The 13,590-nt window shown below is 45.6% G+C and carries 12 protein-coding genes; 4 read left to right on the forward strand and 8 right to left on the reverse strand.

Annotated features, from left to right (window positions below):
- Positions 1-4: 4 nt before the first annotated feature.
- Positions 5-2,533, reverse strand: coding sequence for a response regulator (locus LAY57_RS20355; protein ID WP_249068689.1), 2,529 nt, complete (start codon positions 2,531-2,533; stop codon positions 5-7).
- Positions 2,534-2,759: 226 nt separating this feature from the next.
- On the opposite strand from LAY57_RS20355, the gene LAY57_RS20360 reads away from it, so the two are divergent.
- The gene (locus LAY57_RS20360) at positions 2,760-3,740 is read left to right on the forward strand and encodes a DUF8738 domain-containing protein (protein WP_249068690.1); all 981 of its coding nucleotides are present in this window, start codon (positions 2,760-2,762) and stop codon (positions 3,738-3,740) included.
- A 193-nt stretch (positions 3,741-3,933) separates the two neighbouring features.
- Here LAY57_RS20360 and LAY57_RS20365 read toward each other — a convergent pair whose 3' ends face one another.
- The 5 genes from LAY57_RS20365 to LAY57_RS20385 form a co-directional block, all read right to left on the reverse strand.
- Entirely contained in the window at positions 3,934-4,440 is a 507-nt protein-coding gene (locus LAY57_RS20365; protein WP_249068691.1) for a DUF29 family protein, read from the reverse strand.
- Positions 4,441-4,490: 50 nt separating this feature from the next.
- Positions 4,491-5,009 carry a DUF29 family protein gene (locus tag LAY57_RS20370; protein WP_249068692.1) on the reverse strand — a complete coding sequence of 173 codons (519 nt, stop codon included), beginning with the start codon at positions 5,007-5,009 and terminating at the stop codon, positions 4,491-4,493.
- Positions 5,010-5,018: 9 nt separating this feature from the next.
- Entirely contained in the window at positions 5,019-6,272 is a 1,254-nt protein-coding gene (gene coaBC / locus LAY57_RS20375) for a bifunctional phosphopantothenoylcysteine decarboxylase/phosphopantothenate--cysteine ligase CoaBC (protein ID WP_249068694.1), read from the reverse strand.
- Positions 6,273-6,322: 50 nt separating this feature from the next.
- Positions 6,323-6,535, reverse strand: coding sequence for a protein IsiD (isiD, locus tag LAY57_RS20380; RefSeq protein WP_249068695.1), 213 nt, complete (start codon positions 6,533-6,535; stop codon positions 6,323-6,325).
- Between the two features lie 131 nt (positions 6,536-6,666).
- Positions 6,667-7,302: an alpha/beta hydrolase gene (locus LAY57_RS20385; RefSeq protein WP_249068703.1), complete on the reverse strand. Its 636-nt coding sequence runs from the start codon at positions 7,300-7,302 to the stop codon at positions 6,667-6,669.
- A gap of 491 nt (positions 7,303-7,793) precedes the next feature.
- Here LAY57_RS20385 and purH point away from each other — a divergent pair, with 491 nt between their 5' ends.
- Complete coding sequence (purH, locus tag LAY57_RS20390; protein WP_249068696.1) at positions 7,794-9,353, forward strand: bifunctional phosphoribosylaminoimidazolecarboxamide formyltransferase/IMP cyclohydrolase; 1,560 nt, start codon at positions 7,794-7,796, stop codon at positions 9,351-9,353.
- A 59-nt stretch (positions 9,354-9,412) separates the two neighbouring features.
- Entirely contained in the window at positions 9,413-10,201 is a 789-nt protein-coding gene (locus LAY57_RS20395) for a hypothetical protein (protein ID WP_249068697.1), read from the forward strand.
- A gap of 95 nt (positions 10,202-10,296) precedes the next feature.
- On the opposite strand, the gene LAY57_RS20400 is transcribed toward LAY57_RS20395, so the two are convergent.
- The gene (locus LAY57_RS20400; protein ID WP_249068698.1) at positions 10,297-11,781 is read right to left on the reverse strand and encodes an ankyrin repeat domain-containing protein; all 1,485 of its coding nucleotides are present in this window, start codon (positions 11,779-11,781) and stop codon (positions 10,297-10,299) included.
- Positions 11,782-12,027: 246 nt separating this feature from the next.
- On the opposite strand from LAY57_RS20400, the gene LAY57_RS20405 reads away from it, so the two are divergent.
- The gene (locus tag LAY57_RS20405; protein ID WP_249068699.1) at positions 12,028-12,498 is read left to right on the forward strand and encodes a DUF4079 domain-containing protein; all 471 of its coding nucleotides are present in this window, start codon (positions 12,028-12,030) and stop codon (positions 12,496-12,498) included.
- Between the two features lie 103 nt (positions 12,499-12,601).
- On the opposite strand, the gene LAY57_RS20410 is transcribed toward LAY57_RS20405, so the two are convergent.
- Complete coding sequence (locus LAY57_RS20410; RefSeq protein WP_249068700.1) at positions 12,602-13,327, reverse strand: DUF1997 domain-containing protein; 726 nt, start codon at positions 13,325-13,327, stop codon at positions 12,602-12,604.
- Positions 13,328-13,590: the final 263 nt, after the last annotated feature.

Below are 13,590 nucleotides of genomic sequence, written 5' to 3' on the forward strand. Positions count from 1 at the left end.
GCACTTAAGAAGCACTCAGCACTTTGTTGCGCCCAGATGTTTTAGCTTGATAAAGGGCAGCATCGGCAGAGCGATATAAAGCCTGAAGGTCTGTGCCATCATCAGGATACTGGGCGACTCCCGCACTGAACGTGATGCCAAACTCAACGCCGTTGGGTGAGGTGAAAGTTTCCTGACGCAGGATGGCGAGAACATCAGTCAGCCGTTCCACCCCCGCAGACTTATTCATACCGTACATTTCCACCACAAATTCTTCTCCTCCCCAGCGGGCTACGATATCCTGATTGCTGCGGAACGATCGCAGCAGAAGTCCTCCTACCCAGCGCAATACCAAGTCTCCCACTCCGTGACCGTAGCGATCGTTGATCTGTTTGAAGTTATCTAAGTCTAAGATAGCGAAGCATAGAGGCAAATTCGTCCGCTGGGCTTGGTGAAGGGATAAGCTCAGGTGTGAAGTCAACTTACTTCGGTTAGCCAATCGGGTGAGCGGGTCTGTTTCCGCCAGCTGGCGCAGAAGTCTGACTCGCTCCAGACGAATTACGATGCGGGTAACCAATTCTGGGCCGACGATCGGTTTGGTCACAAAGTCATCAGCACCAGCAGCAAAAACCTTTTGGACTGTGTTTGGTGAGCTGTGAGCTGTCAGAAACAGTATTGGCAGACCGCCCCAAGCTGGGTCGTTACGCACTACCTGACACAGTTCGATGCCATTGAGGTGGGGCATTTCTACATCTAGAACCAGCAAATCGGGTAGGACATTCTCCAGAGTTTCCCAAAACAGGCGGGGGTCTTTAAGGGTGGTCAGCTTCAGTTTCCAAGGCTCCAGCAAAGTGGCTAAAAGGGTCAGCATTTGGGGGTCGTCGTCCACAACGAGGATCTTGGCTGTGGAGCCTTGTTCTTGCTGTAAAACTTGGCTTACTGTCGCCAGTACCTGCGCTGGGGGCATTGGTTTGTGCAGAAAAGCACGTGCCCCTAAGCGGGCGACTTCCAGGCGATCGCTAAAATCGCCTAGCACCGTGAGGACTATAATAGGCAGCTGGGGAGCAGAACTGCTTAATTCCGCCAACAATGTGAGACCATTTTCACCTGTAGTTGGAAAGCTGAGTTCCAGCAGTATTGCATCGGGATTAAGTTGAGAAATTTCTTGTCTGGCTGCTGATAAGTTGGTAGCCACTTCAACGCTCATCCCCAAACCGGCTGCCTCTAGGCGCAACTGTTCGCTTAGTTGTAAATTGTCGTCAACTATTAATAGTAGGGGTAGCTCATCTAACTGAGGCTCCGACAAAGGCATGATGTTTTTGGCACCGCGTCGCGCGATCGCGCGATCGTCATTCGATTTTGGATTTTGGCTCGTTCCCATGCTCCCGCCTGGGAATGCGGATTTGAGATTTTGGATTGACCCCACGGATGAATCAGGGGGCTTGAAACAAATAATTTCTCGGTCATTGGCAACGCTGACAGCGGTCAGTTTTTGTTGGGATAATGGCTGCTGCAATACTTGATGTAATGCTACTACGAGTTCTTGAAATCTGGAAGCACTTAAGGCATCTTGAGGATCTGCATTACGCAACAAGTGTTCTATTTCGCGAGATAGCTCTGAACCGGCGGGAAACCCTATTGTACCCAATAACCCGCACAGTTTATGAGCTTCCACTGTTGCCTCCTTAAGCAGTCGATCGCTTAAAGTCTTATTCTCAGCTGCTGTAGCACACTCTTGGAGGATTTCTACCTGATTCATAACGCTTTTCTTGAACCGTTCCCACACCCCCGCTAATGCCGCCAGAGTCGCTTCGCTTCGGAATTGGGCATTGGGGACTGGCGACTGGATAATCTCCCTTTCTCCTCTGCTCTTTTGAGAGGATGGCAACTTGAGGCGATAACCCAACCCATAAACCGTCTCGATTAGATCCGCAGTCGCTCCCGTAGCCCGAAGTTTCATCCGCAAACCTTTAATATGAGACCTAACTGTCTCTTCGCTAGGAGAGTTATCAAAAGACCACAGGTGTTCTATGAGGTCACCACAACTGAAAACCCGCCGATTGTTACGCAAAAAAAGCTCTAAAAGACGATATTCTGTTGGCGTTAGATTCAGAGGTTGGTTTTTGTAAGTAACTTGACAAGTACTCGGTGCTAGGCACAAATCGTTCCATTCTAAGACAGGGAGTAAAGCAGAATTTCCTCGACGCAGTAAAGTGCGAATCCTCGCCAACAATTCTTGTCTATCAAAGGGTTTGATCAGATAATCATCAGCTCCGGCATCCAAACCTCTGACTTTATCTGTACTACTGTCCCGCGCTGTCAGTAGCAGGATTGGCACTCTGAAGCCACCGCCTCGTAACTGTTGACAAAGAGTAATACCATCTAGTTTGGGTAACATTACGTCTAGCAGGAGCAAATCGTAGGGGAAGGCATCCACAAGTTCTAAAGCCTTTTCTCCATCGTTAGCTATATCGACGACATAGTGTTGCGATTCTAAGGCGGTAGCTAGTGCAACAGCAATAGCCTGGTCGTCGTCTACTAGGAGAATCCTCATGCTGCTTCTGCCATATCTTTATTTATGCACTTGGGAAATAGGAACTAAAGAATAGGGTTTGAGCGTCTAGCCTCTGTATCTACCCTGGTGCATTTGCTTGCGTAGCGTGCCTTAGTTGATATGACTCCGGCAACGCTGGCGCTAAGTTTGCGTAGGATTACGTAGCAATATCGCAAATCGCATAGCAACACAGGGACAATGATATTGTTCGCTCTCTTAAGTTGCCATGAAACCGATCGCTTATCATTCCACATCAAGCCAAACAACTACCAAGGGTCAGCGGATTTTCTCTGCCTTGGTTCTAGCCGGAATCTTATCTTTAGGCTCCAGTTTCACAATATTAGAAACTGCCGTTGCTAACCCTCAAACTCTTCCTCAATCCACCAGCGAGACTGTTAAGAGTATAGGCGATGCGATCGCGCGATCGCCAGATCTAGGTCTTACCCAGATCGCGCAAACTCCCCAAGATACTCGTACCAACCGCCTACCCGCTCAGGTAGCTCGTGCTGTTCGCCAAGATTTGTCTGCTAGAACTAGAATTGCGCCTGGAAAACTGAGAATTACTCAATATAGTCGGCAAACTTGGCCCGATGGTTGCCTGGGTCTCGCCGACCCAGATCGAATCTGCACCCAAGCATTAGTCCCAGGATGGCGCGTTGTCGTGTCTGACGGTAGCAAAACCTGGGTTTATCGTACCAATAATACTGGCGGAACCTTACGCCTAGAAGATCGCGCTGTCTCTATTAATTTGCCAAAATCAATTGAGGAAGTGGTTAGCCAGAGAATGACTCCTGGCAATCTCAAACCTATACCAATTCCAGCGAGTGAATTACCACCCCCTTTAGATAGAGGTGTGGTCTTTCAGACTACTTCCAGCGGTGGAATTGCCGGTCGTACCTATCAAACGACTCTACTCAATGACGGGCGATTGATGCGCGTTCGCATTGGAGATGCTAACGACTCAGAACGCAGTGTTCGTCAGATTTCTCCTCAACAACTTCGACAGTTTCAGCGTTTACTACAACGTCAGTCATTGGCTCGATTTAACCGTCTGAGTTATCCTGCACCTAGCGGTGCTGCTGATTTCATTACTGTGACAATGACGAGTTCTGCTGGTACTGTCCGCTACGCCGATATCGTTCAAAATCGCCTACCTCAACCTTTGCAGCAGGTTGTCCAAACTTGGAATCAAATTGCTAGAGGCTAGTGCCTTCGGAAGTCAAAAGTCAAAAGTCAAAAATTCTTTGATTGCGCTTTCTAAGTAGGTGGACTTAAACTGACTACCCAGAAACCCAGTTTCTCCAAGAAACCGGGTTTCTAAAGGCGCGGCTGTTTTATGAGGTACGACTGGAAAAAAATCTACCACTCACAATTCAATACTTCGATGTCGATCGCCTGTATTATTGGAAATTTTCCTTACCTGGTAACTGAGTTAAATATTCATTAATAATTCCAGGTAACTCCCTTACTGAATATTTATATGTCAAATCCAACAGTCCTTTTGCAGTTATGATTATCTGCTCTCTATCTACTATCTCTAGCAGTTCTTCCTCGCTGTAAACACCATTCATAGCTTCCACACTTGCATCTCTAATTCCTGCCTCAAATTCATCTTCAAGCATGGATTCCCATTCATCCTGTTTGACGTAATAAGATGTTTTATTGTCTTGGAGATTCAATTTCTTTATTTGTCTGATTGAATCCCGAATAGAAGCAGCCCAAGATTTGGTTAATCGTTGCTCAATTTGTTTTTTAATCAAGTGAATTAACATCCTGAGTAAGAATGATTGGATATTGCGTAGTATCGCTTGTCTACTCATTCCTTCTAACTCATCGACAAGTACCAAAGCATCTGCATAACGTTCTTCTAGGATACAATTTCTTAAATCTATCAGTTCTTGAGTCATAGGTTTCCCTTTTCGTCATGATTGGTAATTTATATTGATGATCGAGTTGTCTATTGCCTACCTTCTTTCCAATTTTCTCCACCCGGTAACTGAGTCAAATATTCATCTATAATTGCAGGTAATGTTTCGTCTGAATGCTCGTATGTCAAAGCGAGGAACTGTTGAGATATAGCGATTATCTGTATTCTATCGACTCTCTCTGAAAGCTGATATGGACTTAATTTTCCATTTAGCACTTCCGCACTTGCTTGACGAATCGCTGTTTCAAGTGCTTTGACAAGTATTGACTCCCATTCATCTGGTTTCAGATAGTGCGAAACTTTGTTATCTTGCAAGTTCAGATCCTGAATTTCAATGATGGAATCTGAAATTGAAGCTGCCCAAGAATTGGTTAATCTTTGTTCGATTTGGTTTTTAATCAAATGAATTATCATTCTGACCAAAAAAGATCTAATATTTCGTAGTATGCCTTTTTTACTCATTCCTTCCAAGTCATCTACAATCGACAAAGCATCTGCGTAACGTCCTTCTTCAATGCAATTTCTTAAATCTATTAATTCCTGAGTCATAAAAACTCTTTAGCCTCCATATTGCAAAAAATCAAACAACCGATGAGACATTTCTAATTTAGAACAAGGTGCAATTTCTAACTGTCGTCCTGTTGTATCTATAAATATCGCCTGATTATTATCGCTGCCAAAACCGCTATCGGATTTATCAATAGGATTGGCAACGATCGCATCTAATTTCTTTCCCCACAATTTATCTAATGCAGGCTTGACAATATCTCCGGTTTGTGCAGCAAATCCGATTAACCGTTGATGGGGTTGCTTCAATTTTCCCAACTCTGCCACAATATCTGGCACTTGTTCCAAAGGTAAAGAAGTTGGTAGCAATTTTTTCGGCAATTTCTCGTCAGCGTAATTAGCTGGTTTCACATCCGCCACTGCTGCTGACATGATAATTAAATCAGAGTTAGGAAAACATTCCAGCATCGCTTTTTGCATCTGTGCTGCACTGGTAACGGGAATATCTCGAATACCAAGCGGCGTTTCCCAGGTAGCTGGTGCGTGTACCAGGGTTACCGATGCACCGCGATGGAGTGCTGCTTTTGCTAAAGCTAATCCCATTTTGCCAGTGGAAGGATTGCCAATAAAACGCACCGGATCTAAGTGTTCTCTGGTTCCGCCAGCACTAATTAATACTCGTTTTCCGGCTAAATCTCGTTGACCGCCAGTTTGCAATAAGGATTGAATGTGTGGCAAAATCTCTTTATGTTCTGCCATGCGACCATAACCGATGCGATCGCACGCCAAAATCCCCGCACCAGGCCCGACGCTGTGATATCTTCTATCTGTGAGAACTTGTTGCCAATTCCTTTGCACCGTCGCCTGTGACCACATATCCGTATTCATCGCCGGAGCTAATAAAATTGGACAGGTAGAAGCTAACACCGTATTCGTGAGCAAGTTATCGGCAAAACCGTGAGCGAGTTTCGCTAAAGTGTTAGCAGTGACCGGAGCGATCGCAAAAACCTCTGCCCATTCTCCCAATTCTATATGCAGCGGTCTTCCGTGTACTGGTTGCCAAAAATCTTTATCTGTGTAAGCTGGATGACGAGAAAGCGTGGCTAGAGTCAAAGGCGTAATAAATTCACAAGCAGCATCTGTCAAGATGACTCGCACCTCAACTCCTGATTTTGCCAGCGCTGAAACGACTTCACAGACTTTATAAGCGGCAATACCGCCGCATAAGCCAATTAGTACCCGTCTGAACAGAGGATTTGGGATTTTAGATTTTGGATGAATGAGTTGCGCGTCAATTTCGGCCATTTGCGATCGTAACTCGTCAACTCTAATCTAAAATCTAAAATCTAAAATGGTTATGCTTCATCGTAGGCTTCTAAGTCGAGCAGGTGGATGTAAGGCTCAACTAAATCGGGACGCTGAAAGCCGATCGATCGTAGCAAATGCCAATCGTCCAAACCCTCAAAGGCATTAGCATAATCATCTTGTTCCAGACGTGCAGCCAATTCAGCTACATCTGCTGCCGTCAAAACAGAAATATCCCGCTTAGAAATGTTTACAGTTTTCATCCTGAGCTACTCCCTCAAGCAGTATTTGCATTCAGCGTGGAGTCTACTGGTATAGATGCAGCCACCGCTACTATATTAGACCAGTCCAGGATAAGTATTTATATTTGCAGCAAAACAGCGAGATGGTTTTTCTAAGGGACTTTGGGGCTTGCAGATGACATAACCTGCAACACAAAACTTCGCATTACATTTAAAACTGCCGGTGTAACTTGATGCCCCATGTCAAATTCTTGATACTGCACTGCTACCCCCAAGCTGGATAAAGTATCCCTTGCGTTCATAGCAGCATTCAGAGGCACGATCGAGTCTTGTCTGCCATGAACGATCAAAACAGGGGGAAAGGAACGATTTGTCGCCGCCTCAGAAACGGGATGTAAATAGCCGCTTAGACAAACTAAGCCTGCTAGAGGCAAATTCAGCCCCACATCGAGAGTCATCGCCCCACCTTGAGAAAATCCACTCAAAATTGTGCGATCGAGTGGAATGCCATTGCGACTCTCTAAAGAAGTAAGCCAGTCAGTCAGCAGTTGCCGACTTTCTGATAAACCGGAAGAATTTTTCTGAAAGTCATACCACGCCTTTCCCTCTGACGTATGGGGATGAGGAAAAGGAGCGTTGGGAAACAAAAACTCGTAATCTGGTAAATTCAACAAAGGTGTGACGGATGCCAAATCTTCAGCGTTGGCACCCCAGCCGTGTAAAGAGACGATCGCACCTGCTGGAGGTTTGCCGCTTGTCGCTGGAATGGTAATGACTTCTAAAGACAGACGTTTGCTCCCGAAATTGATTTGCTGTATCCATATTTTCTAGTTTACAGCCAGGAACCCCACCCCCAACCCCTCCCCGTCAACGGGGAGGGGGGAAATTTACTCACCCCCACGCCAAATCTTTCTCCCGCCTCGCCAAATCTTTCTCCCGCCCTCTCTAAATCTTTCTCCCGCCCTCTCTAAATCTTTCTCCCCCCCCCCACGCCAAATCTTTCTCCCCCCTCTCCAAATCTTTCTCCCCCCTCTCCGATCTCGGAGAGGGGGGTTGGGGGGGGTGAGGTTCCTCCCGTTTTCCGAAAGTAAGTAGGTGGGCGTAAATAAACTGAACTCCCAGAAACCCGGTTTCTCCAAGAAACCGGGTTTCTTTGGGCCTGGAGTTTTACGTTTAATTATGCCCATTTACTTAGCACCAATCAAAATTTAAACGAAAAGTTAACAAAGATTAGTATTTAACTTTAAAATCTTAACTTGCACCAATCAGGAATTTGCTAATGAGTACCCGTTTGGCACTTTTGAGTGTATCTGACAAAACTAATCTGATCGACTTTGCCCGGAAACTGGTTGAGGAATTTGAGTTCGATCTAATCAGCAGCGGTGGAACTGCCCAAGCACTAAAAAAAGCTGGTATACCAGTAACAAAAGTTTCTGATTACACTGGTTCTCCTGAAATCTTGGGAGGTCGAGTAAAAACTCTACATCCCCGCATTCATGGCGGTATTCTGGCACGTCGCGATTTGCCGCAGGATATCGCAGATTTGGAAGCAAATCAAATTCGTCCGATCGATCTGGTGGTGGTGAATCTTTATCCATTTGAGCAAACAATTGCCAAATCAGATGTCACTTTGAGTGAGGCAATTGAGCAAATCGATATTGGTGGCCCTGCGATGCTCAGGGCATCGGCCAAAAATTACGCTCATTTGACGGTTTTGTGCAATCCCGATCGGTATGATGCTTACTTAGAGGAGTTGCGGCAGCATGGAGGAGAGGCGTCTCTAGAATTTCGGCAAGCGCGTGCTTTGGAAGCATTTTCTCATACTGCGGCTTACGATTTGGCGATCGCAACTTATCTGTGCGATCTATCCCCTCTAGAGACGTTGCCTGAAACATCTCTACCACAACAGTTTGGGCTTTCTGGAGAACAGCTGCAATCCCTACGTTATGGCGAGAATCCCCATCAACCCGCTGCATGGTATCAAACCGGAACAGTTAAGAGCGGTTGGGCTGTTGCTACTAAACTGCAAGGTAAAGAACTAAGTTATAATAACTTGGTGGATTTAGAAGCTGCACGGCGAATTATTGCTGAGTTTACCGATACTCCCACTGCGACAATTATCAAACATACGAATCCCTGCGGTACAGCAATGGGAAATAGCGTTTTAGAAGCTTATGAAAAAGCTTTCAATGCTGACCCTGTTTCTGCTTTTGGTGGTATTGTTGCTCTGAACAAACCTATCGATGCACCGACAGCAACTGCTTTGACAAAAACATTTTTAGAATGCGTTGTAGCGCCGGGATGTGAAGCAGAAGCACAAGAAATTCTAAGTGCTAAATCGAAAGTCCGAGTTTTAATTTTGCGAAATTTGAGTGGTGGGCCAAAAGAAACGGTCAGATCGATCGCAGGTGGTTTTCTCGTTCAAGCTGCTGATGATACAATAGAAAATCCTAGCCAATGGCAGGTAGTCACGGAGAAACAACCAACGCCAGAACAACTGGAAGAATTACTCTTTGCCTGGAAAGTCTGCAAGCACGTTAAATCGAATGCTATTGTAGTGACGTGCGATCGCACAACTCTCGGTATCGGTGCGGGTCAAATGAATCGGGTTGGCTCTGTTAAAATTGCCTTAGAACAAGCGGGAGAAAAAGCTCAAGGTGCCTTTCTTGCTAGCGATGGTTTCTTCCCATTTGATGATTCCGTAAGGACAGCCGCAGCAGCGGGAATTATTGCCATTGTACAACCGGGTGGTAGTTTGCGAGATAAAGACTCGATCGATGCTGCCAATGAATTGGGTATTGTGATGGTATTTACTGGCATCCGTCACTTCTTACACTAAGTAGCATGGGGTGCGTTCCAACGCACCCTAATAAAAAACTTGGCTCAAATATCAGTTTTATGGGGATTCAATACGGAAATATCACTTTACGGAGAGTGGATCGGGATGAATTAGTTGATTATTTATCTGAAATAAATCTTGATGCTTATGTATCTCCGACTGTGAATGGATTTACAACTGTATACGACAAAGGTGAGTTGACTAAGTTAAGAAAGCTGAACTCGCGATCGAAAACTATATTACGACAATATCAATACGACCCTCAAGCTTCCTTGGTTTGTTTAGCTTCTCACATTTCGGAAAGATTTACTTGTTCGGCTATAGCTATATTTATCTATGATGGCAGCATCTTTTGGTATCACGTCTGCAAAAATGGGGTGATGCTTGATGAATATACAACTTGTGGAGACAATAATTGGCAATCCAGCCAAATTATTAACATTACAGGGAATCAGATTAAGGGAGGAGATGCCAGGAAGTTATGTACTGTCTTTGAAATAGAAAAAGCGCTCGAAGAAGTGGAAATTATTCTTCGCAAACCGGATGGCAGCGATGATGAAACTTTGTTAAATTTACCTCGCTACGAAGCTTTACTACAAGTTGAAAGCTACTGTTCGCCCCTAATTCGGCATGAAGCATTAGCAAGGGCTTTAGGAATGCGCCCTTGTTGGGTTGTGGGGCCAGCAGACTATCGTGGTATTGTGTGTAGGGATATGGAAGTTTGCTTTGAATTTGAGGATGACGATCCTTCTTTTGAAGAAGCCTTATTGATGCTGAAAAAGACTAAAATTTTCGAGGAAATGAAAGAAACTTCCAAACCTTTTTGGAAAAAGGCTTGGCTGAACTGAGTAGGTGGGCCGAATTAAACAGAATTGTTCGTAGTATTTTTCATCATTCTCCCACTCTTACCTCACTCCATAGTAGTAAGTTCGATCGCAAATACTTACTCCTGCGCCCCAGCGGCTTTAAGCAATGTGACAACGTTGCGATGACCGTTAAATTCAGCCATCATCAAAGCCGTACTGCCGCCTTGGTTTTTTAGATTAGCATCAGCACCGGCGTCGAGTAAAACTTTTATTGCGTCACGATAACCCCGCGAAGCCGCCCAAATTAAGGCAGTAGCACCAGTACTATCTTGAAGATTGACATCGGCACCTGCGGAAATTAGAAGTTGCAGGATGTCGGTATCACCATACTCAGCTGCTTTTATCAAGGCAGTTTTTCCGCCATCATCAGGCACGTTGGCATCAGCACCGCTATCTAACAATATTTTTACCGTCTCAATGTTTCTGTGAGATACTGCGATCGTTAAAGCTGTCTCGCCAAAGTTTTTGGCATTGCTATCTGCTCCCTGTTGCCGCAGATCTGCCACAATGTTGCTGTAATCTTGCAAAGCTGCTAAGTGCAGGGCTGTATCCCCAAGTTCGTTTCTAAGGTGGACATCAGCCCCCCGGTTGAGTAAAACCCCGACCACCTCAGCATATCCCTCGACAACAGCCAGGTGTAAAGCCGTTTCGCCATCAGCATCTTTAGCGTCGATCGCCGCACCTTTGTCGAGCAAAGCGGTAACAATGGCAGTGTAACCTCCGGCAGCTGCTGCCATCAGTGCTGTCCACCCATCTAAATTTTTGGTATTTGCCTCAGCACCGGCGTTTAGCAGTGCAAGCGCGATCGCAGTATGTCCCTGATCGGCTGCCAGAGTCAAGGCCGTCTCACCCTCTTTGTCTTTGACATTAACATCAGCGGATGCGGCCAACAACTGCTGTGCGATCGCCATATAACCCGACTCTGCTGCTAACATCAGGGCAGTCCGCTTCTCCTGGTTCCTTGCATTCGCATCCGCCCCGCCAGCTAAAAGTACCTCAACTGTTTGGACATAATTTTGACCTGCGGCTAGAGTTAAAGCTGTTTCACCGCCACTGTTTACATTGACATCAGCACCAGCTTCCAGCAATGCTTGTACGACATCTGCGTGGCCGTGTTCCGCTGCTATAGTCAAAGCAGTATCGTCATCCTTGTCTTTGATATTGACATCAGCACCCGCAGCTAGCAAGAGCTTTACCGCGTTACCATGCCCTTTCAGCGCCGCTATCATTAAAGCGGTGCTACCGTCAACATTTTTGGCATTTACGTCAGCGCCGCTAGCCACCAAAGTCTCAACGACATCAACCTGCCCCCTAGCAGCTGCCAACATTAAAGCTGTCAGCTTGTACAATTTTCTCGGCTGGTTGACGTTTGCACCAGCTTTCAGCAGATCCTGGACAATTTCTGCGTAACCATTGCGGGCGGCAAACATCAAAGCAGTGGTGCCATCCTTGTCTGTGGCGTTGATGTTAGCACCCTCAGCGAGTAGCGCTTGTACTCGATCGATTTCACCGTTTTGAGCCGCCCGTCTTAATAAGACATCTTTATCTAATGTGGAAGTCATGGCTGCGCCTCATTGCATCCCCAGCAATGTCAACTTAGCGTTAAATTAGGAACTTGAGAAGACAGTGCCGGTCGTTGCATTACATTTATGCAGAATAATCATGCAAATATAGGTTTCTACCCAATTTCCAGATGATAACCAAAAAGAGGGCGTCACAGCTTGGAGGTAATGGCGCCTTTGCAAAGAATCATTACGGAGATTATGCTAATTTTTATAAGTTAGTTAAGCAATCCTCCGTATAATACCATGAGCTTGGAAATTCCCGCATCCGTTAAAGTTTGGAGCCAATTTATACATCCCACTGTAATGTGGGTGTTGTTAGCGACAGCCATTTATGCCTTGTACCTGGGCATTCAGGTCATACGTACCAGAAACGCAGAAGGGGAAGCCAAGAAAGAGCTAATCAAGGGCAGGTATAACATCCGACACTACCAAATCGGTTCTTTGCTTTTGGGGTTGATGGTTGTATCCACCGTTTTCGGTATGGGTGTTACCTACATTAACAACGACAAGCTGTTTGTCGGGCCTCACCTGCTGGTAGGATTAACGATGACAAGTATAATTGCAACTTCTGCCGCTCTTTCTCCTTTGATGCAGAAAGGCAACGATTTGGCTCGCTACACCCATATTTTCCTAAATGTGGTTCTTTTGGGATTTTTTGGGTGGCAAGCGGTGAGCGGTATGGAAATTCTGCTAAGGATCATTAGCAAAATGTGATCGATTGTCAGTGGTCAGTGGTCAGTGGTCAGTGGTCAGTGGTCAATTGTCAGTTGTCAGTTGTCAGTTGTCAGTTGTGATTCTCCCCCACTCCCACCATCTCTTAAGCTGCAAACTTTTTAGATTTATGGGGCATCGGCAAGCCCAAAGTTGAGTGAAAGTCTTGCTGGACTTTGTGAGTCAAACGGCGGTTGACTTGGCGGACAATTTGGGCTAGGAGGCGATCGCCTGTACTTTGAATCAAAGATGTGGGCAAACGGTAAATAAATCTAGGAAAGTGAATCGTTACAACTAAATCTAGCTGCCATTCTATCCTTGTTAATTTCCCATTGCGCCCCAAGAAAGCCACTAATCCCTCATCCAAATCACTTGTCGTTGTTTCCACTAAGCATTGAGTGGCATTAAAGTCAACATCATAACCAGGGGCAACATAATCGGGGACTGGTATGGTTCGGATGCGGTAAATACCTTCTTGAGGTGGTAGCAATTCCAAACCAACCTTGGGTTCCACCTGATAGCCAAAGGAACCAAAGCGTCCTACCGTCAAGGCGTAGCCATTCTCTCCTATTGGTTCGGCTTTCATGGGGTGGGCGCAGCGGCAAAACCATCCTTGGTGAGCGTTTAGATACTCAGCAACGGTTTGAGCATCAGCATACATCTCCATACAGTCTTCAAAGAAGCCGTGAAAGCGTGTTGGCTCGATCTGGGTCTTACCTAGCTCATCTGCTGTTTGTTCGCTTAACTCATCAGTATCGACAGGATTGGGTTTTATATCCAAAATTTCTTCTGTAGCTTCCAAAGATTGATTTTCACCATACTGCGACTGCATAGATAGACGCTCTCCTGCGCGAGTTGAGTTATCTTTTGTCTATGTTCAGGATGCCCATCCGAGGGTCAAAATTTCTACCAGAAGTCGGAATCTTAATGAAAAAACGATTATTCCTCGTTTCAAGTTCCTACAATGTTGGTAAAAGCTGACTCGAATCAATAAGTCCGCGTTTAACTAAGATAACTTGTCAGTAACCCAGGTCTAAAGACACTGGGCTTGTAAGAGGAATCAAGCAAGTCGTACTGACCAGACCACCTAGCAAT

This window comes from Argonema antarcticum A004/B2 (assembly GCF_023333585.1).
GTDB classification, from domain to species: Bacteria; Cyanobacteriota; Cyanobacteriia; order Cyanobacteriales; family Aerosakkonemataceae; genus Argonema; species Argonema antarcticum.

Bases quoted from the DNA above. Each gene is read 5' to 3' on its own strand.
- isiD (WP_249068695.1), bottom strand. From the start codon at position 6,535: ATGAAAACTGTAAACATTTCTAAGCGGGATATTTCTGTTTTGACGGCA.
- purH (WP_249068696.1), top strand. From the start codon at position 7,794: ATGAGTACCCGTTTGGCACTTTTGAGTGTATCTGACAAAACTAATCTG.
- LAY57_RS20365 (WP_249068691.1), bottom strand. From the start codon at position 4,440: ATGACTCAAGAACTGATAGATTTAAGAAATTGTATCCTAGAAGAACGT.
- LAY57_RS20410 (WP_249068700.1), bottom strand. From the start codon at position 13,327: ATGCAGTCGCAGTATGGTGAAAATCAATCTTTGGAAGCTACAGAAGAA.
- LAY57_RS20405 (WP_249068699.1), top strand. From the start codon at position 12,028: ATGAGCTTGGAAATTCCCGCATCCGTTAAAGTTTGGAGCCAATTTATA.
- LAY57_RS20395 (WP_249068697.1), top strand. From the start codon at position 9,413: ATGGGGATTCAATACGGAAATATCACTTTACGGAGAGTGGATCGGGAT.
- coaBC (WP_249068694.1), bottom strand. From the start codon at position 6,272: ATGGCCGAAATTGACGCGCAACTCATTCATCCAAAATCTAAAATCCCA.
- LAY57_RS20360 (WP_249068690.1), top strand. From the start codon at position 2,760: ATGAAACCGATCGCTTATCATTCCACATCAAGCCAAACAACTACCAAG.
- LAY57_RS20355 (WP_249068689.1), bottom strand. From the start codon at position 2,533: ATGAGGATTCTCCTAGTAGACGACGACCAGGCTATTGCTGTTGCACTA.
- LAY57_RS20400 (WP_249068698.1), bottom strand. From the start codon at position 11,781: ATGACTTCCACATTAGATAAAGATGTCTTATTAAGACGGGCGGCTCAA.
- LAY57_RS20370 (WP_249068692.1), bottom strand. From the start codon at position 5,009: ATGACTCAGGAATTAATAGATTTAAGAAATTGCATTGAAGAAGGACGT.